Source organism: Luminiphilus sp. nBUS_07, assembly GCF_051201685.1.
Classification (GTDB): Bacteria; Pseudomonadota; Gammaproteobacteria; order Pseudomonadales; family Halieaceae; genus Luminiphilus.
In genome coordinates, this window is the sequence record NZ_CP179213.1 from 418,362 (window position 1) to 441,510 (window position 23,149).

Genomic DNA, 23,149 nt, shown 5'->3' on the forward strand with positions numbered 1-23,149 from the left:
TGTGTGATGGTCTGTTGGTAGTCGCTGCTGCGATAAAATTATCGCCAAAGCTTGTCGGCCGGTACATTAAGATTGGAGCTGTATCCGATGCACCAAGCTTACGCACAGATGCGTTTGGCGGCGATGTATGCATGCAGTTTATCACTTAATCACAATTGGAAATTACACCATGCATCCGTTAAACCACCCCTATTTGCTAGTGGTGTCTATATGCCATCATGATTTAGATGCATAGCTGGGCAGTGGCAGATTGGGGTCTTGCATCCGTCGGAGAGAGATCTATATGGGCTTGGCGAAGGTTGTGCTAGCTGGGTCATGTCCAAAAATGGGCAATTTTTCTATTCTTTATACTCGTTATTACTAGCGGTCGGAGGTTAATCTAGCCCATGCGCACTCGACGGTCATTAAAGCGAATTGCATCTCTATTTATAAATTTATTCAGGTCGTATTTTTGGTGGCCCCTTTCACTCGGAATACAGGGCCGTCCACCGATCTACATCAGGGGAGCGGAGTGTATATCTTTCGGCAGCAACGTGAGCTCAGGGCCCGGTCTGCGGGTCGAGGCAATAACTAACTACCGAAAATTTCAATATAACCCGCGCATAGTCATAGGAGATAATGTGTCCTTTAATTTCAACGTGCACATTGGGGCGGTGTCTCTCGTAGAGGTTGGAGAAGGTTGTCTGATAGGTTCGAACGTAGTGATCGTCGATCACGACCACGGAAGCCTCAGCAACGGCCTGACGCTATATAAAGACCAGAGCTTGACTTGTAAGGGAGGAGTTAAGATCGGCCGAAACGTGTGGATTGGAGAAGGAGTTGCGATTCTATCAGGCGTAACAGTGGGCGATAACTGTATAATTGGCGCAAACAGCGTATTGTCCAAGTCAGTTGGAAGCAACAGCTTGGTGGTGGGAGTTCCAGCCAACGTAGTGAGAACGGTGGAGTGAAGTCAAATTCACGTAAACAGAAGTTTATCGCGTTCTATCTGCCACAGTATCACCGGATACCGGAAAATGACGAGTGGTGGGGTGATGGGTTTACCGAGTGGGTAACTACTTCATCGGCACGCCCACTATTTAAGGGGCATGAGCAGCCGAACATTCCAGCAGACCTTGGCTTCTATAATCTCTTAAACCCAGCTGATCAAGCAGCGCAGAGCGAGCTAGCTCTTGCTTCTGGCTTGGATGCCTTTTGTTACTGGCATTATTGGTTGGGCGACGGGCGCATGCTGCTCGACGGCCCTAGAAATTTGCTACTTAGGAATGAGCAAGTTCGTTTGCCTTTCTGCCTAGGTTGGGCCAATCACGATTGGAAAGGTGTTTTTTTTGGAGCAAAAAATCGATTACTCATAAAGCAGCGGTACCCTGGAAAAGCTGATATAGATGCGCACTTTTACGAGTTATTGCCGTCTTTTGAAGATGAGAGGTACTTTAAGTTACGAGGCAGGCTTTTATTTTATATATTTAAGCCAAGAGATCTGCCAGATACACACCAATTTGTAGAGCGTTGGAGAACGTTAGCGCAGCTCGAGCGAATTCCTGACTTTTATTTTGTAGGCGAAGGATTGTCGGTCGGTCAGGCGAAGTCAATGGGATTTGATGCTAGCGCCTACAGCAGGCATCGCTTTATCGAGAACGAAGGCCACCGTAACCGTTATCTGTCGTTCTTGTATCGGAAGCTTCGAGGGTTGGTTGGGCTGCGAGTTGAGGATTACCAAGATGCTATTCGGTATTTTTTAAAACCTGGAATGATAGAGGAGGGGGAGTGGCCCTCCTTAGTTCCGGGGTGGGATACTACGCCACGCTTGGGCCGTAATGCTTTTATTTTAAGAGGGCGTAAGCCGGATCTTTGGAAAAAGCACTTGTTAGATGCCGTGGCCCGCTCAAGGCACATAGAAGAGGAGTTTCCGTTGTTTATAAAGAGTTGGAATGAGTGGGCAGAAGGGAATTACTTAGAGCCAGATCGTAGATATGGACGCGCTTTTTTAAACGCCTTTAAGGAAGTATGCGAGGATTTGTCAGAACCTTGAGGCATGCCAATCTTTTGACGGAGTCAAGCGTCCCTTGAAGTAACCCTGCGAATAGGTCGCAGCGATGTAAAAAGCATCATGGTTTTTTCTTTAACACACAGCAGTAATAGTCAGGCTAACAGGTCTATTTTGAAAAAAGCACTCATTACCGGTATTACCGGCCAAGACGGCGCCTATCTAGCTGAGTTCTTGCTAGAAAAAGGGTACGAGGTGCACGGCATTAAGCGACGTGCCTCGCAATTTAATACCCAGCGTATTGACCATTTATACCAAGATCCCCACGTGGATCACCGCCGGTTAATTTTGCACTATGGTGATCTCACCGATTCGTCAAACTTGACCCGCATTCTTAGCGAGGTGAAGCCCGATGAGGTTTATAATTTGGGCGCACAATCGCACGTGGCCGTGTCATTTGAATCGCCTGAGTACACTGCCGATGTTGACGCCACGGGAGCGCTAAGGTTGCTAGAGGCCATTCGATTTCTGGGCCTAGAGAAGACCACTCGGTTTTATCAGGCGTCCACCTCAGAGCTGTACGGGTTGGTGCAGGAAACGCCGCAAAAAGAAACCACGCCTTTCTACCCGCGCTCGCCTTATGCGGTCGCCAAGCTCTATGCCTACTGGATAACCGTAAACTACCGCGAAGCTTACGGCATGTATGCCTGCAACGGCATTTTGTTTAACCATGAGTCGCCCAAGCGCGGTGAAACGTTTGTGACCCGCAAGATTACTAGGGGGTTGGCGAATATTGCGCAGGGGCTGGAGCAGTGTTTATACATGGGCAACATGGACGCGCTGCGTGACTGGGGCCATGCCAAAGATTATGTTCGCATGCAGTGGCTAATGCTTCAGCAAGACACCCCCGAAGATTATGTTATTGCCACCGGTAAGCAATATTCAGTGCGCGATTTCATTACCTGGGCAGCAGAGGACCTGGGTGTCACCCTAACCTTTAATGGCGAGGGTGTGGAAGAGGTAGGCCAAGTCACAGCCATTACGGCCAATAATGCACCTAGTCTGAGTGTTGGCGATATTATCGTTAAGGTTGATCAGCGGTATTTCCGGCCCGCCGAGGTTGAGACCTTGCTGGGTCACCCTGCCAAGGCAAAAGCCAACCTCGGTTGGGAGCCTGAAATTACTGCACGCGAGATGTGTGCTGAAATGGTGGCGGCTGATTTGGCAGACGCACAGCGCCATGCGTTTTTAAAGGCGCATGGGCACCACGTGGCTGTATCTGTTGAGGATTCTCACTAACCGTGACCAGTAAAATAGACAAGACTCGAGTTTTTGTTGCTGGCCATCGCGGTATGGTGGGCAGCGCTATTGTTCGGCAGTTAGAGCAAGACCCTTCGGTAGATATTATTACTCGGAGCCGCGATGAATTAGACCTGACTGACCAAGCCCAGGTGAGGCGATTCTTTGCTGAAAACCCCATAGATGAGGTTTATTTGGCAGCCGCTAAGGTAGGTGGTATCTATGCTAATGACACTTACCCGGCTGGATTCATTTACCAAAACCTCATGGTTGAGTCAAATGTGATTGACGCGGCCCATCAAAATGGAGTGCAGCATTTATTGTTCTTGGGATCCTCTTGTATTTACCCAAAGGACGCCGAGCAACCTATGCGCGAAGATGCGTTGCTAACTGGTATGTTAGAGCCGACAAATGAGCCCTATGCGATAGCTAAGATTGCCGGTATCAAGCTCTGCGAGAGTTATAACCGGCAATTTGGCCGAGACTACCGTTCAGTAATGCCTACTAACTTATATGGCCCTGGGGATAACTTTCACCTAGAGAACAGTCACGTGGTGCCGGCTCTGATACGACGAATTCATGAAGCTAAACGAGCTGCTGACCCAGTAGTAGATATTTGGGGGACGGGTCGTCAATTGCGGGAGTTTCTTCACGTTGACGATATGGCATCGGCTTGTTTGCATGTTATGAGGATGGGCAGAGACCCCCTCGCTAAGCTGACTTTGCCTCAGCGATCACACATCAATGTGGGCAACGGTAAAGAATACTCCATTGAGGATCTGGCAAATCTGATTAGAGCTGAAGTTGGTTACGGAGGTGATCTGAGATTCGACGTTTCTAAGCCTGACGGTGCGCCCAGAAAGCTAATGAACAGTGAGCTGTTAATTTCTACTGGTTGGACGCCCCGCATAGGACTAATAGACGGTATTCAGAGTGTCTATAAGTGGTATGTCGAGCAGTGAACGAGCTGTTAGGTGTAATCTCAAATAGGGCCCGCGTTGGTCTGCCGACGCTGCGTTCCGCCACAGGCAGGTGCGCTGCTTTAAGAAAAAGTTAAAAGCGAAGCGAGTGCTAATGTTGGTGAAAAAGCACCAATTCAATAGATCATTTTAATTAGTTGGTATTACAGATTGATTAAAAAGCTTCGCCTGTCGACATTGATGCGGAAAATATGTTGGAAATTTTGAGGATGGTAAGGTGAGCTCACTTAAGCGTAGTTATTTTTATCGGCCATTGCGAAACCTTTTAAGAGCGATGCTTGACCTAGGCTGGGGGCTGAGCTGGAGAGGAATTTCTGCGCGCAGACAATTGAGCAGACTGAAAGACAAGTATCGCGATGAGTCATGCGTAATTCTTTGCAACGGACCATCGTTGAATGAAGTAGATTTCTACTCATTGGATAGAGTGAAAACAATCGGTCTGAATAAGATTAATTTGCTTTTCGAGCGCTCCTCATTCAGGCCCACATTTATTGCTGTCGTAAATCCTTACGTCATAAAACAGAACATGCAGTTTTATATCAACACTGAAATACCAGTTTTCGCGGAAAAGCACGCTTCGCGCTATGGGTTTGGAAATGGGCCCTCGCAATATATTTTTAATGGCACGGGAGCAGGTTTCTCGTTCGACATAGCAGAGTCAATACCTCAGGGGCATACGGTCACCTACGTCGCCCTCCAGATTGCATTTTATTTGGGTTTTACGAAAGTGGCACTAGTTGGTTGTGACCACAATTTTGCCACCAAAGGCCCGCCCAATGAAGCAGTCGCAGCTGTGGGAGACGACCCTAATCATTTTGATCCTAAATATTTCTCAGACGGCGATATTTGGCAGCTTCCCGATCTCTTTGAGTCAGAGATGGCGTATCGACGGGCGCGTCATGTTTATGAAACACACGGTCGACTTATTGTAAACTGCACAGAGGGCGGTGATCTCGATATCTTCGATCGTGTTTCATTGGCTGATTTTTTAGCTGATGCGAGAAGTAGTGCATAGGATGTTATTGTGATTTCAATTGTAATAAGAACTTTGAACGAAGAACGATATCTCCCTGAACTTCTTCAGTCTATCCGAGAGCAAGAAGTAGGCACGCAAGAACTTGAAGTTGTACTTGTAGACTCTGGTTCTGTGGATGGGACTCTCGAGATTGCGTCGGGCTATAATTGTAAAATTGCGCGTATAGAAAAAACTCAGTTTACCTTCGGCCGATCATTGAATGTTGGTTGTGAGGCATCTTCGGGAGACATGCTGGTCTTTATCTCGGGCCACTGTGTCCCCTCAAGTTTGCAATGGTTGGAGAATTTAATAGAGCCAATCTCAAAAGGAGTTGCGGAGTATACATACGGCCGTCAAGTTGGTAGGCATCCGACTAAATTTAGCGAAAACGAACTGTTCAAAAAATATTACCCTGATACTTCTGCGGTGCCGCAAGACGGATTTTTTGTAAACAATGCGAACTCCTCAATTTCAAGGGAAGCTTGGGTAAAATTAAAGTTTGATGAGGAGTTGACCGGCCTAGAGGACATGGACTTTGCTAAACGCCTTCTGGCATTGGGGGGTAAGGTTGCTTATTGCGCTGACGCCAGTGTATTCCATATTCATGATGAGACTTGGAAACAGACCCAGCGAAGGTATGAGAGAGAGTCTTATGCGCTGCAGTCGATAATGCCTGAAGTTCAGGTGAGTGTATGGGATGCGTTGCGCTATATATGTGCTGGCGTATTTCACGATGCGCTATCGGCATGGCAGAAGGGTGTTTTTTTTAAAGAGATAATGGGGATAATTCGATTTCGTACGGCGCAGTTTTCCGGCACTTACAAGGGAAATCACTTGCATAGAGCGATATCGCGGCAGAAGAAAGAGACTTATTTTTATCCCAAGCGGTTCATTGACTGATATGAAGAGGGGAGAGTTATGGTGACGGCTCTTTTGCCGATGAAGGCTAACAGTCAACGCGTGCCAGGTAAGAATTTTAAGCCATTGTGCGGCAGACCTTTATACCGGTGGATACTTGATAATCTACTTGCTGTGGGTGCTGTTGAGCGCGTCATTATCAACACAGATGCGACGGTTCTCCTGAGTGACCCCTGTCTGCTGAATGATAGGCGTATCATTTTACGAGAAAGGGATTTGGCCCTGAGAGGGGATGCTGTTTCAATGAACAAAATTCTTGCCAGTGATGTAGCATTTGACACGGCAAGTACTTTTTTGATGACGCACACAACGAATCCTTTTCTCAGTGTAGCTACCATCACTACAGCATTGAATAAATTCAAGAATGCCCTCGTATCTGGGTCAGCAGACTCATTGTTTTCTGTAAATCGATTCCAAACCCGGTTTTATCGCACAGACGGTTCTGCGATAAACCACGATTCCGCGAGTCTGGTTCAGACTCAGGATCTTGAGCCGTGGTATGAAGAGAACTCATGCTTGTATCTATTTACGAGAGAGAGTTTCTCTTCAACAGAAGCAAGAATCGGACGGAATCCGATCATGTTTGAGACTCCGCGCTTCGAATCTATTGATATAGATACACCCGTTGACTGGGAGATGGCTGAGCTCGTTGCGCCTTTGTTCGAATCAAGAAGTGAGATGCCCAATTGAAAGTTCTTATAACTTGCCCACCTATGCTAGCTTCAGTGGGGGCATTCGAGTCAACGTTTAAAAAGCTCGGCTGGGAGGTGACTGCGCCTAAGGTCACACAAACGCTTTCAGAAGAAAAGTTATTAGCTCTTCTGCCCAATCACGATGGCTGGATTATAGGAGATGATCCAGCTACACGAGCGGTTTTTCAGGCTGGCCGGGCGGGAAGGCTTAAGGCAGCAGTTAAATGGGGCATAGGTACAGATAACGTCGATTTTGATGCGTGTCACGAGCTTGAGATTCCTATATCTAATACGCCTCGCATGTTTGGCGCCGAGGTTGCCGATATTGCGGTTGGTTATGTTATTGGATTAGCCCGAGAAACCTTCTTTATTGATAGGGAGGTTCGCAAGGGAGGGTGGCCCAAACCCGCAGGGATTTCTCTCGCTGGAAAGACTGTTGCAATCGTTGGCTTGGGGGATATTGGTGGCAACGTCGCCAAGCGGCTCCTCGCTGCAGACATGCACGTTATTGGCTATGATCCGGTGGCTCCCCCGGAAGCTATTACTTCGGAGATTGAGCTAGCGCCGTGGCCAAAGAACTTGGATCGTGCCGATTTTGTGGTAATTACGTGCGCATTGACCTCTTCCTCACACCACATGTTAGATGCACACACTTTTTCAAAAATCAAACAAGGGGTCAGAGTCGTTAATGTGAGTCGTGGGCCGGTAATCGACGAGCAAGCCCTTATACGGGCGCTGGAGAGCGGCACGGTGCACTCAGCTGCGCTTGATGTATTCGAGCAGGAGCCGCTTTCGATTAACAGCCCATTGAGGCTGTTTGAGAGCTGCGTTTTCGGCTCGCATAACGCGTCGAATACTGCAGATGCGGTTTTAAGAACAAGCGAATTAGCAATCGAAAAGCTCGCTGAGTTTTTTGCGATGGTGAAAGTTTAGTGCGGTGCATGCTGGGAGAGGGGCTGCTTGTTTCTGATGAAGGCCATGGTTGGTGGGTGGATATTCCCAAAAAGATGCTTTTCTCGAACGATGGAGCGGCGAATACAGTTTTTGCTCTGCCAGAAGTGGCAAGCAAGGTGCTTGCAGTTCAGGGGCGGAAGGTGACGTTGGCCACAGAGTCGGGGCTGTCTCGTTTGGACTTAGATGCAGGCCAATACGAAACTTTATGTGTTGCACCACCACTCAGCTGGAAGGGCGAAAGCAGGTCTAATGACGCATGTATCCTGAGGAACGGCGATATTTTGGTGGGCCGTATGGACTTGGAGCCACGAGAGAATACCGGCGATGTTGTTCGCTACCGGAATGGCGTGGCAGAGGTTATTCTCACGGGTATAGCCATCCCCAACACGTTTGTTGAACTGTCATTGGAGCAGCGGAATTCATTGCTCATATCCGATTCTCTAGCGCAAGTCACATGGTGTTATGACATAGAATCTTTGAGCGCCCAAAACGATTCACCCGAAATATGGCATGACTTTCGATGTCAAACAGGCACACCTGATGGGGGAATTCTAGCCTCTGACGACCACGTCTACATCGCAATGTGGGGTGCGGGGTGCGTGACCAAGTTCAACATGAATGGGGAGATTATTGCTGAGTTTGCCGTGCCTGCACTTCAGCCGACGAGTGTCCAAGAAAATAATAGCTTCAACGAGCTCTGGGTCACGACAGCAACTGAAGGAATGACGCAGTCGCAGTTGAGTCAGTATGAAGGTTCTGGGTATTTGCTTAGGCTCCCCTTGAGGGCTTTTTTTGATGACTGATGTGGTTATTGTAACTGGGGCGGCAGGGGGGGTGGGCAGTGCCGTAGTGCGTACTTTGCGTGACCGCAAATACCGCGTAATAGGCATAGATGTAGCAGACGTTTATGAACCCGGAAAAGATTCTCTTAAGATTGATCTGTCTAGTCTTAACTCTACTGCGGGAGTTGATGAGTTGAGTGAACAGCTAGCAGAAGCTATTAATGCGGACCGGCTTGTTGGACTGGTAAACAATGCAGCGCTACAAATTGTATGTCCCTTTAATGAACTCACGGTAGAACATGTGATTAATAGTTTGCAGGTTAATTGTGTTGCGCCATTTGTACTGGCCAAGGCTTCTTTTGACCACCTTAAGAAATCCCATGGTACGATCGTAAATATTGGAAGTATCCATTCGAAGTTGACCAAGCCGGGTTTTGTTGCCTATGCAACAAGTAAAAGTGCAATAGAGGGACTGACTCGGGCCATGGCGGTGGAATTGGGGGGGGATATAAAAGTTTGTGCAATAGTGCCTGCTGCCATAGCGACACCCATGTTAACCGCAGGGTTTGAAAATAACCCTCAAGGTTTAAACGAACTCAACTCATTTCATCCTGCGGGAATCGTTGGGAGTATTAATGAGGTTGGAAAAATGGTGAGTCTGCTGATAGGCGATTCATTACCATTTTCTAACGGTGCTCTTTGGAATCTCGACGGCGGGATAAGTGGTGTTCTCCATGACCCAGGCTGAGCAGGTCAGGAGACAGACGTTTGTACTTTTTGATCTTACGCCGTTACTTCTGTCTCGGCTGCCCGAAAAACTGTCTCAGGCGATAGGTAGTGTGGCCAATTGCGGTCTCCTCAGCACGGAGGACGCTGGCTATTGGTCACTACTGAATGGTGAGGGATGGGAGGGCGTAGATGGCTTAGTCGTATTTGGCCACAGAGTACCTGATCTTTGTATAGCCTCCACGGCTGCCCAGAATAATGTGCCTGTGTATTACGTACAACATGGCCTGTTTAAAGAAAGACTAGAACGGAATATATTCTCTCTAGTTGGGCTGCTGAAGCTGAAGGCTGGTTACTATTTGAGGTCCTACTTCAAATGTAAGGGTCGATATCCGCACATATTCACTTGGCGCGCGCTGTTAACGCTCGTGAAGTCTGCATTCGTCAGCAATAAGTATGTATCGGTCTTTCTTCAAAATAGCCATACGGAAATAAACACAGCCTACGTCTATGACGATGCACAAGTGGATCTATATCGTACTATTTTAGGAGAGGCGGTCAACGATTACCTCACGGTTGGCTATTTGGATTCTGGACGTATGGATAATTCCTGCCCCCCGGAAAAGTCAGCAACGTTCATTTGCCAATCACTGGTTGAAGACGGGCGCATAAGTGAAAAAGCTTATAAAACAGCGTTAAAGTCAGCGCTTGAGTTGCTTGAGCGCGATGGTTGGAGTGTGCAGCTTTTTTTGCATCAGCGTTCAAACCGTCTACTCTATGTCCGCTTGGGGCTAGAACAACAAATAGGCGATAACGTTTGGCAGTTACCGAGCTCGGAACTGTATCTCACTGATTATTCTACGTTGATCCTAGAGCCCTTCTCCAAGGGGCGCAAAGTAGCGCGTCTCGCCCTTTCTGGTCACCAACCAATGGACGGCTTGCTGCAGGTCCCTATGTACCCTGAATATGTTGCCGGATGGGCGGAACACCACGAGAAAGATCCTTTTAGCGCAATTGCAAATAATATGTTGACCTTGTGACAGAAAACGAACTCATCACCATCGTAACCGTTGTGAAAGATGACGAGGACGGACTGATCAAAACACTTGCATCAGTCTATTCTCAAGAGACAAAACCAGGTCAGTATGTGGTTGTAACTCCTGATGTCGTACGTGTGCAGGAACTTTGCAAAGGATTGCAGGTTGATGTGGTGGTCGATCCAGGCCACGGGGTTTATTCAGCGATGAATGTTGGCCGCCAACATGTCAGGACACCGATCGTGCTCTACTTAAACGCTGGTGATGAAATCGAGGGGGACCCACTTAAAGTTGTCGATGACGTGGGCATTTTGAAGTATCGGGTTGTTGGTGCGCTCGCCAGCCGATACTCCTCTCCGGGTTTCCACTTTACAGTGTTTGGGAGAGGTTACTGTCATCAGGCGGTTCTTTTACCAAGAGATCATCAACCATACAACGAAAAATATCGCGTGAGCGCAGACTTTGGTGTGATTCGCGCTTCGTTCCCTAACATACGTGGCGCTAGCAAATACCCAGTGGGCTCTGTGGTATTTTATAAGGGCGGCCTCTCAACCGTTCGACACAAAGAAAGAGATCGTGAAATCGCTCATCAATTGTGGAAGTCTGCGCCAGTCGTATCAATTGTTTTTTGGATGTTTTGTAACTTGAAATGGCTAATAAAGCGCCTCCTTGGGGTTAAAGCTTGAAGTTCAAAGCCTCGGGAGCGTGGACGTTTTTTTTATTCCTGGCGCTAGCAGGTCTGAATGCTGCTCTCATTTTTGACGATAACCTTTCCTTAGATCACAGGAACTACACCTACACTTGGTTGAAGGGGTATCAAGGGCATGTTTGGCCAGAGTCTGCATTCTCGATCGCTGGAGAACTATTTTCCGACTATCGTTATGAATGGTTCTTTTTCTATGCAAATGCATTAGCTTTGGCGAAAATTTCAGTTGCAAAGAATCTTCGCAAACAATCAAGGGCAACTTTTTTTTTGCTGTTACTCACCTCGCCATTCACTATCTTCGGGTTCGCAAATTCCTACTTGGCCTTCACCAGCGCTTTGATATTTTGCGCCTTTTTGTCAGAAAGGGAAAGGCTAGGGCCTCTCTTTTTCGCAATGACCCTCCACAAGGGGAGTGTGTTTCTGGCGCCGCTCGCTTATGCAGCGTCTATTAAGTTAGCCATTTTTTCGAGTACTGTGCTGCTATTTGCAGCGATTTACCTTAAGATCTCGGGAGTCTTGGGTTATCTAAGCGCATTTGAAGTAGGGTTTTACCCGATGCTGTTTTTGCTGGCTATTTCCTTACTACCTCTAGGTTTATTGGGAGTTATGTCGGGTCGGGCACATGTGCAATCCCTATGGTTGGTTTACTTTTTGTTGGCTCTGGCGTGCTGGTTTGTCATTCCTAAGCTGGGTAATCGTGTGGCGTTCTTTCTAGCGGTTCCATCTGCATTCGTTGCGGTTTGCTACAGTGATCGATTTCTGAGCTCGGCGAACAGGTTGATCTTTTTGGTTTTGTGTCTCTTAGGTAACCTCGTGGGATTTTTCTTCAGCAGCGCGAGAATGTTGCTTTGAAAACTCCTTTCTTGAGTACTTGGCTGCTTTTGACAGTAAAAATTGCCGTGGTGTTAGCAATATTCCTTGCGCAGCTCACTTGGGGTAACCTGCTGCAGGGCGATTTAGCGTCGTTATTTTGTGTGCTCATTGTTTCTATTATCAATTTTCTGCTTTTAGCATCTTGTTGTGCGGTCTTCAGAGCCGAAGACTTATTTACAGCAATGACGCATCATCCAGCGCTTATTTTTGCCCTTTTGCTGCTTTCCACCGCTCTTCTTATGGCGTTTACCCCCCCAGCATTCTCGTGGGATGGGCTGAGCTTCTGGTTTCGAGATGCCGCCAGGGTCTCGAATTCGGTTTCAAATATTAGTTTCTTTGCGGCAAATGACCAGCCCAACACTCTAATCGTTTATTACTCGATTGTTGCACGAGGTGCCTCAGGCTGGGCGAATTACTTTATTGCCTGGGACCTTTTTGTTCTGTGGGTTGGATCGGTCTCGGTTGCGGTAAGCTACAGCAATGCTGGCGCACGTGCGCGCGCATTTACGCTCTTATGGTTTCTATTGTTACCGCATCCGCTTCTATTAAATCATGTTTTCTTGGTTGGGTATGCTGAGATGTGGATTGGCGCGCTTATTACAGTCAGCCCGTTTTTATGCGACCGGTTGCTCCTATCAAGCACTTCGTTTTTGGACAAACTGCTATTGGGTTTTGTTGGCTTTTGCTTTTTTGCGATAAAAGATAGCGGCTTTCTTTATTTGGCTGTTGTGTGTGCTGCCGCGTTTTTGGTGTTCTGCCAAGTTAGATCGAAAATGTTTGTTTCCATCATTATCTCTTGCATGCTGTGCCTCTTAGCCTTTTCTGAGATTAGCGTTGACCCGCTGTTCGGAATTGCCCAGCCTGACTTCATCGTTAAGTTGGGTGGTCATTCAGTCGGTCTTGATCTCTTTGCTTCAGGACTAAATTTCAATAATTTTGATTCTATCGTGCACGCATTTTTGAAGAACCAGTCATTTTCATTAACTGCAATCCTAATGTTTTGCTTTGCTTTGATAGCAAAAAGATCAAGAGAAGCGTGGACTGTTCGCCTGAAGATCAGTATTTCCATTTTATTTATCGGTTTTGCGATGATTTGTCTCCTTCCTTTGAAAATCGAATATTTTTATGTTTATGGCGCACCAGCGACCGACACGTCCTTTTCGCGAATGTTTCTCCCGCTGCTGCCCCTCACTGGTACGCTATTGGCTGTATCTATTGATCAGATAAGCTCACGGAGCGAGTGGCGGGAACGCACCTCTCTTAGCGGTGATTTAACGGTCTAATATGGTGCTTGAATTAAGTAAGACAACAGAGAGCTAGGTTGAACAGACTCAGGAAACTTTATTCGGTGTAAAACAATTTATCAGCGCTATGATCCTCCAGAAATTCATGCCGTAACGTCCTTTCAATACCTTCGGCTAATGAATATGAGGGTACGAAGCCAGTTTCACTTATCGCAGTGCTGAAAGCCGTTGTGCCCATGAACTTTTTCACTCTTATCGAGCTTATAGGATACTTTTTGCCGGTAAGTGCTGCCAGCATATCAAAGCCATACCCCGCCAATATTCCTAAGCTTCCGGGCATTCTTAAACCGACCCCTTCCTTCCCAAATAACACCGCTCTGCAACTTCCTACCAGTGTGTTCATATCGAGATCAGGCTTGTCTACGTAGTTATAGACATGCTCTCTGGGCCCAATTTGCGTGCTAAACGCTAAAAACTCTGCGACATTCTGCACATAGGCCATTGACTTGCGGTTGGTACCTGAACCGAACATGACAAATCGGCCGCGTGCAATTTGACGCAGTAGGTTATACACGTTACCTCGATTCTGCTCCCCGAAGATCACGGTCGGTCGTACGATTATAAGAGACCTGTTATCTGGGTCCTCGGCTAGCCATTCTCTGTAAACAGTTTCTGCTTCCATTTTGGTTCTGCCGTAGTCGTTAAAGGGATTAAACGCGCCGCGCTCAGCCGTACCCTCCGGCGCAAACCCATACACGGCCACGGAGCTTGTGAAGATGATTTGCCGAATGGTTGTGCGGCGACAATAGTCACATACGTTTTTAGCCCCCTCGACATTAACCTCATCATATAACGACCGAGGCGTCACATCATCGCGATGCTCGGCAGCTAGGTTAATAACGATATCCGCCGGTGGCAGGGTGGCAAGAGAGTCGGGTGTTGTGACATCGCAATAGCCTTCGCCATCGAGTGCTTTATCGAATATTCTGTAGGCTGTGCTTTGCGCATCGAGCACTAGCGCAAGCCGTGTGCCAACAAAGCCTGCGCCGCCAATTATATGAATCATTTTTTATCCTCAATTGCTGTCGTAGTTTACGGACTTTCCTGCGGGAACATGCGCTTTCTGGCCTGAGATCTGCGCGTTTAAAACCCTTAGCCGCGTGTATTGTATGTGCAATATGGGTCTGGATTTTCTAAGTAAACAATCCGTCGTGTATGGCCCTTCCTAATACCCGCTTAATAATTTAGAGGGTTCACGTCGATATTTTAGCCTACCATCGCCACGCGCTACCAACGATCTCCATAATATGTGCAGCATAAGGCTGCCATCCCAGAATGCTTTTAGCTCGCGTAGCGTCCGCTACTAAATAGACCGGATTGCCCTCCCGCCAAGCTCCAATAGTATGGGGGATGTTGGCGCCCACTGCGGCTTTACACGCGGTGAATACTTTCTTCACAGAGAATCCTTGCCCATTACCCCGATTGAACGCCACAAACCCTGTGTTGTTGCAGGTAATCCATGGTTTTCAAATGTACGTCGGCCAAATCCTCAACATGAATGTAGTCACGGATGCACGTGCCATCAGGGGGCGGGTAGTCATCTCCAAATATTGTCTGAGGTTGACCAGTTCCTGACGCAGCTTTAGGCGCGTTGGGGATCAGGTGTGTCTCTGGCTCACGCGCCTCTCCAATTGACTCATCACTCGATGCACCCGCAGCGTTGAAATAGTATAAACAAACGGCGCTAACTTCTTCAGCTTTACAGGTGCTGTCTAGTAGCTGCTCCATCGCCAGCTTTGTCTGTCCACGGGCATTGATAGCCGCTTTCAGGTGGTCTTCGCTTATTGTTTCTGTAACTGGGTTACCGCAAACCGCTGCAGTGGACGAGAACACGCACTTAGTCCAGCCGTTCTCCAGTGCGGCCTCAAGAAGGTTCGCTGTACCGCCCAAGTTGTTCGATAATACTGCAGTGGCTGCTGCTTGGACTCGCCCACTAGCGACTTGGCCGCGAAATGAAAAACACTGCCAAATTGGCGTCTCTCTACCGTGGCTCTGAGCCCATTTAAGCACTTTAGGTCGACCTCGAGGACTTCTTGTTCCTGTGTTGCCCAGAGATGTCCCGTTGAAAAATCAGCCACGATAACGGTGTTGTGACACCGTTGCAGTAGGGCTCTAACTATGTGAGAACCAATATAGCCTTCGCCGCCGGTGACTTAAAAAATGCACAGTGATAAGTCCTTTGTTGAAAACCGTTGAGTATATCGGCGGCTAAATTCCTTTGATTAAAGCAGCAAGAACAGGGGGATAAAATCATGTGTAAAAAATCGTAAAACCAATCAAATTCGCTGTGGCCAGAGTGGAACGCTAGGCCTTAGTTTATCTCAATAAAAACGGGCCATTAACCTTTTTACCACCTGAAAAGTGCAACAGGGGCCCTCACAGCACTGCGCGAACTTACTTCGTACCACACCTTGCTGATGCGGGTCGTGTCCGCGCTCTAACCCCGATATTGTTGGCTGCCCCTCGTCGGCCAAATCAACGCGCTAATCACCGCCACGATTCCTCCCAGCGCAAGCGCCAGAGCAATAAACAAAAAGTCCCGCCGCTGTAGAAGCTTTTCTCCCATCACCTCCGTCATTACTTGGTAAAGCGCCGGAGTTTCTGCCAATGCGCTTGCCTGCGCTTGCGAGACAAGCCCTTCGTAATTGGCTTGGAGATTCTGAAACTTTTGAAACGCAGCGCTGTAGAAGTTGGCGTCTAGGCTATTCGTATCCAATTTCAGGTTGGCGTCGACGCTACCCATTTTGGCCAAACGAGTGCTGATGACTGCTTGCTCGCTAACAAAATCCAAACGCTGGTTAAGCGTTTCTTGTAGATATTCGGCTAGGCTTGCAGCTGTTGACAGGCTGACCAGCTGTCCAAGTGCATCGCTCTCTAACTGTATTTGGCTGTCACCCCTCGCATTATTACTTGAGGCCAGTCCTTTATTGGAGGAGCGTTGCTGAACCTCCAAGATCACTGCGATTCTGGAGTCAAGTTCAGTGAGTTGTGATTGCAATTCAATGACTTGAAGCTGCAAATCTCTACGATAAACGCTGGATAAACCACCTGCTTCGGTAAAGCTTGATGTGAAGATAGGGTCGAAATATAGTTCTCGGAATAGCTTGAGATCTCGAGCTGCGTCAGCAGGTGTTGTGCCTTCGAAAGAAATTGCTCTGAACCGAGCATCATTTCTCAGTTGCTCTAAACCTTCAGCCATAGCGCTGAGAGAGCTGTCTGCTTCTGCAGCACCTACAGTGGTATCTAGCCTGACGTTGTTAGAGCTGCTGGACAGCGCTAGAACTCCGGTATCCATAAAAATTTTAAATTCAGAGGCAAATACCTCGTTCCACGTTTGTGGAAGGGTTTTAAGAAGCTGAGCGCCCTCTATTTTGCTTAGCCCTAGCGCTGCATAGTCTGCTGAAATGGACAGCCCCCTAAGGGATGCCGATTTAAGCCTCTCAGTGTATAGATCGTTTATTCTTGCAATCTCTTCTGGAGGGGCCTTGCTATTGGCGGAGAGCGCAGATTTATATTCGACTAGGATGCCATTAGATGTAGGTGTGCCATATTGGATGTTAATGTGCTTAGTGGTCTTGTTGGCATCCTTAAGTGAAAATTGCTCAGAGATTTTACTGATAACTTTTGGGTTCAATAAATCTTGAGGCGAAAACGCCACACTGTTTGGGTATTGGGCGTCCTTGATACCCGTTAACTCAACGTAGTAACTGAGGTGCTCGTTGCCAGCTACCTTTGTCCCCAACAAGCCCGCTACTGTTAAACCTGCGCAAACCAGTGGCAAAATAACGATAAGTCCACGCTTTTTCCAAAGCTTTTGAAGCAGCTCGGTGATCGAAATTTCATCGTCATAAGCGGTACTGGAGTTTTCAGAATATTTAGTTGAGTCATTCATGGTGGCAGTGTTTACCCTGTAGGCCAGCTGTTTTAGGTATCTATGGTCGAGTGGAACCGCAAACGCTGAGTAAAAAATATGGAGTGGGGTCTAGCTTATCAGTAAGTGCTGCTGCTAGTGAACACTCGGCGTCCTTGCCCTTCCAAAGAGCCGCAATTTGCACGCAAATGGGAAGAGCAGTGCTCTTTGGTTCAGGGCCAATAAAAAGCCAGCAACCACCTACGTTAGTGTTGGCTAGTAAAGATCACGCTGTTTTATATTCTATTCGTGAATGTAGTCGGGTTGTTCAAACATGCCCCAAACCGTGAAACCTCCGATACTTTAATGGTTAAAATGTGAGCTCGGCACTTTTAAACACGTTTCTGCTGTGCGATACAGCAAAATTTACTAACAGTTTTTATTAGGTCAAAACATCCTGAGCGAAATCCCCATAGCCCTATTTTGACTTAGAACTGGCAATGCAACACTTTCGATAGCTAGCTACTATTTGGCGACACACCAGCTGACTGAAATCTTCCTAGCGCAGAATAACTGTTCAAAGATTGTGGTCAGCTTGGAATAACGAAAGTAAATCAAAATCCACCGACAGGGCTGACCGTATTTCCTGAGTTATGTCGCGTTAATTAGTTTAGAAAACCATTTCATTCGGCCAACGATTTCAGCTAGGTAAAGTGGCACTGGAGCCATATTTGGATTTGGCGAGATAGATCATGTTGCTTAGGCACTAAATATCCACACGCCAAGATAGCAATTGGTTCATCGACACCTATCGAAATTTATTCAGTCAAAGGAGAGGATCGTTAATCTGTCAGAGAGGTGATAGCAGACTTCTTGCCAAAGTGTCTTTCTAACCATTCTTCACGGTTGTTTTGGGGCTGCAGTGAATTTCGCAGTTCATCAATTACCGCCTCCGCAAATGCTTCTGGCTCATTCGCAATACTCATAACGTCCAACGCATCGGGAATGCCTTCAGCACCAATGGAGGTTGTTATGAGCGGCACACCGTATCGGATCGCCTCAAGCACCTTGCCCTTTACTCCGGCGCCAAACCGGAGCGGCACCACCGCGCAGGCTGCTCTGCCATAGAGGGCAATGAGCTGTTCGTCGCTGACGTATCCATGCACCGTGATGTCATCAGCTGCGAGGTCGAGCACCGCTTGGCTGGGGTTTGAGCCCGCAATGTGCAGTCGCAACCCCGGTACTTTGGCTTGTAGTGATGGAAGAATAGATTCAACGAGCCAGATTGCAGCATCAATGTTAGGTGGGTGGTTAAACCCTGCAACAAATAAAAGTTCAGGCGTTGGTGTTTTTGTGCGCAGCAGTTCAATTGGTTCCAACACATATAGCGGCAGTGTCCTGACATCGGCGTCAGGTGCTAAAGCGTTAACTTCAGCGACTTCAACATCAGAAAAATAAAAAGTGTGATCAACTTGGCCGATAACAGCCAATTCCCGCTGTCGCCAATTATCGGCCTCTTTTTGCAACTTTTCCTCGCCCGTAAGATCAAATTCGCGCTGGGTTCTTAGGAAATGCAGGTCATGGCCGATAAACGTAATGGGCGGGCACTCCTTAATTTTTGTAAGGTGCGGTAGAAATTGTTCTGCAATGTGGGGTCGATGTAAAAATATCCGATCAACGTTATTCAAGTTGTCCGTTAACCAGCGATCAAGATTGCGCGCCATGTGCTCGCCAACTAGTACTTCCACACCCATTTGCTGCAGTTTTTCCGTGTAAGGCTGATGAGGAAAAAAATTGGCGCCAATCAGCTGGACTCGCCATCCCATTTCCAGCATCAGTTCGATATACATCCAGGTTGATCGTGAGCCCGCATCTTTGTCGTAGTGGGGCACATAGTGATCAATGATCAGCACCGAGGGCTTGTGGCGGCTGCGGTCCCGAGCTCGGGACACTTGGTGGGCATTGGGATAGTGAAAATTTGTGAGCTCTTCTTGCCACTTCTCGAGAAATCGCTGTTGGTTAACCACCTGATATTGCTTTTGGCCGCCACCAAGGTCGGTGCCATTGGTCATGCCTTCATAGTGCGCAACCGCTGATGCCGGTTGATAGACAACTTTATATCCGGCTGCCCGCGCCGAAAAACACAGATCGGTATCTTCGTAGTAAGCGGGTACAAAGGTCTCATCAAATCCACCCAGCTCCTGCCAAAGCGAGCGCCGGACCATCAGTGCCGCTCCAGACACATAGTCGGTTTCGCGCACGTAGCTGTATTGAGGACGGGAGGGATCATCAGCTCGTCCGTAATTCCACCCTGAGGCGTCGTCCCAAATAATCCCGCCGGCTTCCTGAAGCTTGCCGTTGGGGAAAAGCAGCTTCGGGCCCACAATGCCCACATCGGGTGCATCCAAGGTCTTTAAAAGCGGTGCTAGCCAGCCCTCGGTAACCGTTGTGTCGTTATTAAGCAGCAGTAAAAATTCCCCACGCGTCTTTTCGGCGGCACTATTGCAGTTTTTTAAGAAGCGTTGATTCTGTTCCTGTCGTATCACGGTCACGCCGGTAACGTATTGGGCAATGTTGGCGGTCTCATCCGTCGAACAGTCATCGGCAATAATGACTTCGTACTCGCCCTCGGTGTGTTGGAGGATCGACCATAGGCAGCGGTGGGTAATAACCCATTCGTTGTAGACGGGAATCAAAATAGTGACGAGGGGTTTATGGCTTTTCGGAAAGGCTAGTACCTCATCAGCGGGTATTGGGGGTAAGTCGATAATTGTTTGGGCACTCTGTGCTTCTGGAAACCGCGCATCAACCCAGGTTTCAAGGTCTTGAGCATCGCTTGACCTTATTACCGACAACACCTTTCGAAATCTCGCCGGGCTCATGCTGCGCAGTGAACTAATTGGGTGCCTTAAGGTATATCGCACCATGGTGAAAATTTGCTGCCATTTTGTGGCTGGCGATGCAGGCACTGTTAATTGATGGTCAGCGAAGAAAGTATGTGCCGCAGCGACGGTGTCTTCATAGGCGGTGGCGCGACCCCGCTGCAAGGTCAGCGTCCGATAAACACGTCGACCCAAGCGCTGCAGACGGCCCAAGAACGAAGCTTCGTACTGAAGAACTCTGCCGTAGTCAGTTTTAAGCAGATAGAACAGCCAATCGGATTTCTCTTCCAGAGAATCTACCTCTCCTTCGAAAACCCGCAATTGAGCCTCTGTATCGCCTAAAGTTTGCTTAAGCTGACGACCAGTTTCCTGTTCAGCAAGCAAGTCTTCTCTGGCGGTTTCTAAATGTGTAGCCAATGCAGCCTTATCCGCAACTTCCTCAGACAAGTTGTTGGCGAGGCTTTGGCTTTGCAGCTTCTCGTTGTGAAGCGCCTCAATGGAGGCTTCAAAATCGTGCTGTGTTTTCTCAAGCTCAGCCACGCGCTCGTTGGCAAAAGATTGGCTGATCGCTAATTCTTCTCGAGTCTCTACAATGCGCGCTTGCAACACTTGTATGTGGCTTTCGCGCTCTGCTTTTTGACGCGTTAAATCGTCTACATTAAACCCCTTCTGTGCGCTTTCGAGCTCAAGCAAGGTCACCTTTTCTGTACTGGCTTTTAGCTTGAGTAAGCGATCCGAAAGCTGGTGCGCAAGAAGATTTGAAAAGGCGTTCATGTCGAGTTCGGTGCCTGCTGACCACTCTGGGGCAGTAACCTCGCGGTGGTTGCTGCGATGATTCAGGGCCTCGGCGGCATCAAGCAGTCCTTTGGGCACCAGTGGCACCGCTTTGAGCTCTGTAAGATCATGAGCATGGTGTTGCATGGCGCCGTCCAAAAACCCGTCGACGAAAGCTGCCGCCACTTCGCCATTTACAGGCCTTGCTAGCCATTCTTCAATCCCCTTAAGCGTAGTGGCGGGGTCCTGCAGGAAATTGTCATAGCCCACAACAAAGCTACCGGGCTCGGTATCGAGTATTAGCTGCGCCCAGTAGGCGTGTGTAAGGCCAAGGCCTATTGGCAGTGGTAATCCATTGCGCTGGTGGAGCGACGCTGCAATATCTAAGGGGTTGCGATAAACAAGGCACAGTCTGAGTGGAATATTTAGGTTTTGGGCGACGGCTCGCCAATACGGCAAGAGCAAGCACAATCTGGGGTCTTTAATGGCCAGTCGAGGCTCATGAGCGAGCTTGATCTTGAGTAATTGGGTGCCTGCCTCCCGCTGTTCATGGGTCCAAGCTAGAGGCTGTTCGCCCACAAATACTGGAGCATCCCAATAGGAGCCATTTTCCTGCAGCAACCTGTCATTTAGCTCAACGACATCAAGATCTTCAAAAAAGCCTTTGGGGTTGTCATCACTGGCCGCCATCAGGGTTTCGCCCAGCCCGTAACCAAAGAGCTCGAAGCACTTGGTGACCAAGCTGGTGCCGCTGCGATGCATGCCGCAGATCAGCAGAATTTCTTGTTCAGAACTAACCGTTGAATTCACAGGAGTGTCGGCAAGAGTACGTGTTTCACTAGTCTATGAAGTGCATTGGACCAAGTCCAGATAAGTTGCACCTTGTCTGTGCTCGATCGGCAGGCTTTCTGACGCGCTAGCAAGTTTGCTGATGCTTTTTCAAATCGCAACGCGTTGCATGCAGGGGAGTATGAAGTAACGAGGGTAACGAAATTTTTCGTGATCACCATATCGTATGTCAGGTTTTGGCAAATCGAATGGTGCCCGCCTTGGGGAGTGGACCCACTAAATAGAAGACATTCACACGGTGGTAGTCGAATCAGGGCAACAAATGGGTACCAAATGTACAGTGACGGATCCCGGGGGTTTAATGCCGGCCAATTCCAAGTTGAGTGAGAACACTGAGCCTGCGACACAAGGTCTAAAAATATGGCAACAAATGTTCGAAGCAATCATCCCTGCGACCGCAACGAATCGGATTGTTGTAAATACGCTCCTCTAGTGGCAGGCCAGCGTACCGCTCATGGGTGTCCATCAGCTGGGCCACTCGCCAATGCCAGCGTAGCGCATCATTAAACCCCCATCCATACAGGCAAAGGCATAGCGCTACCGCCAAGAGTCGCACCGAGGGGCCTCTACCTCGCAGTCGATTACGAAAACGCCAAAGCCCAGCGAGAGCTACCCCGGTTACAACCAGTAGGTTGGCAACCGCGTTGGGAAACAACATACCGTTGGCGTGAATGCCGCGAACGATATTATTCGAGTACCCCTGCCAGAGAGGGGGGTTAGTCCAGTCCTCAAAAATTTGTTCGGCAACCCCCCAAGCGCTGTAGGGCCGCAGCTCAACACCCTTTAACAATATGGGGTCGCCGTCGTTGTCGTGATCTGTGGGGTCGCTGACGAAACCAATCGCTAAATTAGTGATTTCACCTCGGTAGGTTTCATAGCCATAGGGCATGGCGACTTGAGTGACCTCATCCCAGCTGCGATTGAGTTTCAGCCGATGGATATTGCCGGGGTCGCCCGCGACCTGCCAAAACACAAACGCATCAGACCACGTGGTGAGGCCTTCTATGTCAAATTTGATGAAGGGATAGTCTTCGGCTTGAAAAGAAGCTCGCAGCTCTAAAATGGCCGCGCCATCTTCATATTCGGTAATGAGCGCTGCGCCGTCCTGATATCCGCCGTTACCAAATCGAACTGGCACAAACTGGTTCCCTGAAAAGGATTGCGTGGGAGCAACACCGCGATCCATATACGGTAAAAATTCAGGGTGTAGGGTGCGAAACAAAAATATATAAGCAATCACCAGTGTCAGCGCGGCGGCGCTGAAAGCCAGTGCGGCCTCTTTTAAGGCGGGCATCCAGACGGCACTCTCCTTCTTCACTTCCTCAGCGCTGGGTAAAGGGGGGGGCGTCGCGATTTCTGGCGTCGCTGTTTCATTTGGTTCAGTTTTAGAGGTTTCGCTCATGGCTCTCTACAACGACGAAAATGAGGCGCTTTTTACAGCGCTGGCTTAGAATCTGTGGCATATCCTAGCTTAGCTGGGTAAATCCATGAATACTTAATATTCAAAGTCGCCGCGTATGG

The 23,149-nt window shown here is 48.4% G+C and carries 19 protein-coding genes and 1 pseudogene; 14 read left to right on the plus strand and 6 right to left on the minus strand.

Annotated features, from left to right (window positions below):
- Positions 1-386: 386 nt before the first annotated feature.
- The 14 genes from ACMAZB_RS01855 (at position 387) to ACMAZB_RS01920 (ending at position 13,252) form a co-directional block, all read left to right on the plus strand.
- Complete coding sequence (locus tag ACMAZB_RS01855) at positions 387-950, plus strand: DapH/DapD/GlmU-related protein (RefSeq protein WP_435219089.1); 564 nt, start codon at positions 387-389, stop codon at positions 948-950.
- Positions 947-2,032, plus strand: a complete 1,086-nt coding sequence (locus ACMAZB_RS01860; RefSeq protein ID WP_435219091.1) for a glycosyltransferase WbsX family protein — start codon at positions 947-949, stop codon at positions 2,030-2,032. The genes ACMAZB_RS01855 and ACMAZB_RS01860 overlap by 4 nt, the downstream gene beginning before the upstream one ends.
- A 129-nt stretch (positions 2,033-2,161) precedes the next feature.
- A complete protein-coding gene (gmd, locus tag ACMAZB_RS01865; RefSeq protein WP_435219093.1) occupies positions 2,162-3,286 on the plus strand; it encodes a GDP-mannose 4,6-dehydratase in 1,125 nt (374 codons plus the stop codon).
- A 2-nt stretch (positions 3,287-3,288) separates the two neighbouring features.
- Positions 3,289-4,248, plus strand: coding sequence for a GDP-L-fucose synthase (gene fcl / locus ACMAZB_RS01870; RefSeq protein WP_435219095.1), 960 nt, complete (start codon positions 3,289-3,291; stop codon positions 4,246-4,248).
- 292 nt (positions 4,249-4,540) lie between these two features.
- Entirely contained in the window at positions 4,541-5,281 is a 741-nt protein-coding gene (locus tag ACMAZB_RS01875; protein WP_435220111.1) for a 6-hydroxymethylpterin diphosphokinase MptE-like protein, read from the plus strand.
- 9 nt (positions 5,282-5,290) lie between these two features.
- Positions 5,291-6,181 (plus strand): glycosyltransferase family 2 protein, encoded by an 891-nt coding sequence (locus ACMAZB_RS01880; RefSeq protein ID WP_435219097.1) that lies wholly within the window; start codon positions 5,291-5,293, stop codon positions 6,179-6,181.
- A gap of 18 nt (positions 6,182-6,199) precedes the next feature.
- Complete coding sequence (locus ACMAZB_RS01885) at positions 6,200-6,889, plus strand: cytidylyltransferase domain-containing protein (protein ID WP_435219099.1); 690 nt, start codon at positions 6,200-6,202, stop codon at positions 6,887-6,889.
- Between the two features lie 23 nt (positions 6,890-6,912).
- Complete coding sequence (locus ACMAZB_RS01890) at positions 6,913-7,824, plus strand: phosphoglycerate dehydrogenase (protein ID WP_435219101.1); 912 nt, start codon at positions 6,913-6,915, stop codon at positions 7,822-7,824.
- Positions 7,825-7,832: 8 nt separating this feature from the next.
- Entirely contained in the window at positions 7,833-8,648 is an 816-nt protein-coding gene (locus ACMAZB_RS01895; RefSeq protein WP_435219103.1) for an SMP-30/gluconolactonase/LRE family protein, read from the plus strand.
- A complete protein-coding gene (locus ACMAZB_RS01900) occupies positions 8,641-9,375 on the plus strand; it encodes an SDR family NAD(P)-dependent oxidoreductase (protein ID WP_435219105.1) in 735 nt (244 codons plus the stop codon). The genes ACMAZB_RS01895 and ACMAZB_RS01900 overlap by 8 nt, the downstream gene beginning before the upstream one ends.
- Positions 9,362-10,393: a hypothetical protein gene (locus tag ACMAZB_RS01905; RefSeq protein ID WP_435219107.1), complete on the plus strand. Its 1,032-nt coding sequence runs from the start codon at positions 9,362-9,364 to the stop codon at positions 10,391-10,393. Before ACMAZB_RS01900 ends, ACMAZB_RS01905 begins: the two co-directional genes overlap by 14 nt.
- Complete coding sequence (locus ACMAZB_RS01910) at positions 10,390-11,076, plus strand: hypothetical protein (RefSeq protein ID WP_435219109.1); 687 nt, start codon at positions 10,390-10,392, stop codon at positions 11,074-11,076. The genes ACMAZB_RS01905 and ACMAZB_RS01910 overlap by 4 nt, the downstream gene beginning before the upstream one ends.
- The gene (locus tag ACMAZB_RS01915) at positions 11,073-11,948 is read left to right on the plus strand and encodes a hypothetical protein (RefSeq protein WP_435219111.1); all 876 of its coding nucleotides are present in this window, start codon (positions 11,073-11,075) and stop codon (positions 11,946-11,948) included. Before ACMAZB_RS01910 ends, ACMAZB_RS01915 begins: the two co-directional genes overlap by 4 nt.
- Positions 11,945-13,252: a hypothetical protein gene (locus ACMAZB_RS01920; RefSeq protein ID WP_435219113.1), complete on the plus strand. Its 1,308-nt coding sequence runs from the start codon at positions 11,945-11,947 to the stop codon at positions 13,250-13,252. The genes ACMAZB_RS01915 and ACMAZB_RS01920 overlap by 4 nt, the downstream gene beginning before the upstream one ends.
- A 58-nt stretch (positions 13,253-13,310) precedes the next feature.
- Here ACMAZB_RS01920 and ACMAZB_RS01925 read toward each other — a convergent pair whose 3' ends face one another.
- From ACMAZB_RS01925 to ACMAZB_RS01950, 6 genes and pseudogenes are all read right to left on the minus strand, one after another.
- The gene (locus ACMAZB_RS01925; protein WP_435219115.1) at positions 13,311-14,279 is read right to left on the minus strand and encodes an NAD-dependent epimerase/dehydratase family protein; all 969 of its coding nucleotides are present in this window, start codon (positions 14,277-14,279) and stop codon (positions 13,311-13,313) included.
- A 205-nt stretch (positions 14,280-14,484) separates the two neighbouring features.
- Positions 14,485-14,670, minus strand: a complete 186-nt coding sequence (locus ACMAZB_RS01930; protein ID WP_435219117.1) for a hypothetical protein — start codon at positions 14,668-14,670, stop codon at positions 14,485-14,487.
- Between the two features lie 16 nt (positions 14,671-14,686).
- Positions 14,687-15,405 (minus strand): annotated as a pseudogene (locus ACMAZB_RS01935) (NAD-dependent epimerase/dehydratase family protein).
- 305 nt (positions 15,406-15,710) lie between these two features.
- Complete coding sequence (locus tag ACMAZB_RS01940; RefSeq protein WP_435219119.1) at positions 15,711-17,165, minus strand: hypothetical protein; 1,455 nt, start codon at positions 17,163-17,165, stop codon at positions 15,711-15,713.
- Positions 17,166-17,965: 800 nt separating this feature from the next.
- A complete protein-coding gene (locus tag ACMAZB_RS01945) occupies positions 17,966-21,589 on the minus strand; it encodes a glycosyltransferase (protein ID WP_435219121.1) in 3,624 nt (1,207 codons plus the stop codon).
- Between the two features lie 391 nt (positions 21,590-21,980).
- A complete protein-coding gene (locus ACMAZB_RS01950) occupies positions 21,981-23,030 on the minus strand; it encodes a hypothetical protein (RefSeq protein WP_435219123.1) in 1,050 nt (349 codons plus the stop codon).
- Between the last annotated feature and the right edge of the window lie 119 nt (positions 23,031-23,149).

Bases quoted from the DNA above. Each gene is read 5' to 3' on its own strand.
- ACMAZB_RS01855 (WP_435219089.1), top strand. From the start codon at position 387: ATGCGCACTCGACGGTCATTAAAGCGAATTGCATCTCTATTTATAAAT.
- ACMAZB_RS01875 (WP_435220111.1), top strand. From the start codon at position 4,541: ATGCTTGACCTAGGCTGGGGGCTGAGCTGGAGAGGAATTTCTGCGCGC.
- ACMAZB_RS01885 (WP_435219099.1), top strand. From the start codon at position 6,200: ATGGTGACGGCTCTTTTGCCGATGAAGGCTAACAGTCAACGCGTGCCA.
- ACMAZB_RS01890 (WP_435219101.1), top strand. From the start codon at position 6,913: ATGCTAGCTTCAGTGGGGGCATTCGAGTCAACGTTTAAAAAGCTCGGC.
- ACMAZB_RS01895 (WP_435219103.1), top strand. From the start codon at position 7,833: ATGCTGGGAGAGGGGCTGCTTGTTTCTGATGAAGGCCATGGTTGGTGG.
- ACMAZB_RS01900 (WP_435219105.1), top strand. From the start codon at position 8,641: ATGACTGATGTGGTTATTGTAACTGGGGCGGCAGGGGGGGTGGGCAGT.
- ACMAZB_RS01905 (WP_435219107.1), top strand. From the start codon at position 9,362: ATGACCCAGGCTGAGCAGGTCAGGAGACAGACGTTTGTACTTTTTGAT.
- ACMAZB_RS01925 (WP_435219115.1), bottom strand. From the start codon at position 14,279: ATGATTCATATAATTGGCGGCGCAGGCTTTGTTGGCACACGGCTTGCG.
- ACMAZB_RS01940 (WP_435219119.1), bottom strand. From the start codon at position 17,165: ATGAATGACTCAACTAAATATTCTGAAAACTCCAGTACCGCTTATGAC.
- ACMAZB_RS01950 (WP_435219123.1), bottom strand. From the start codon at position 23,030: ATGAGCGAAACCTCTAAAACTGAACCAAATGAAACAGCGACGCCAGAA.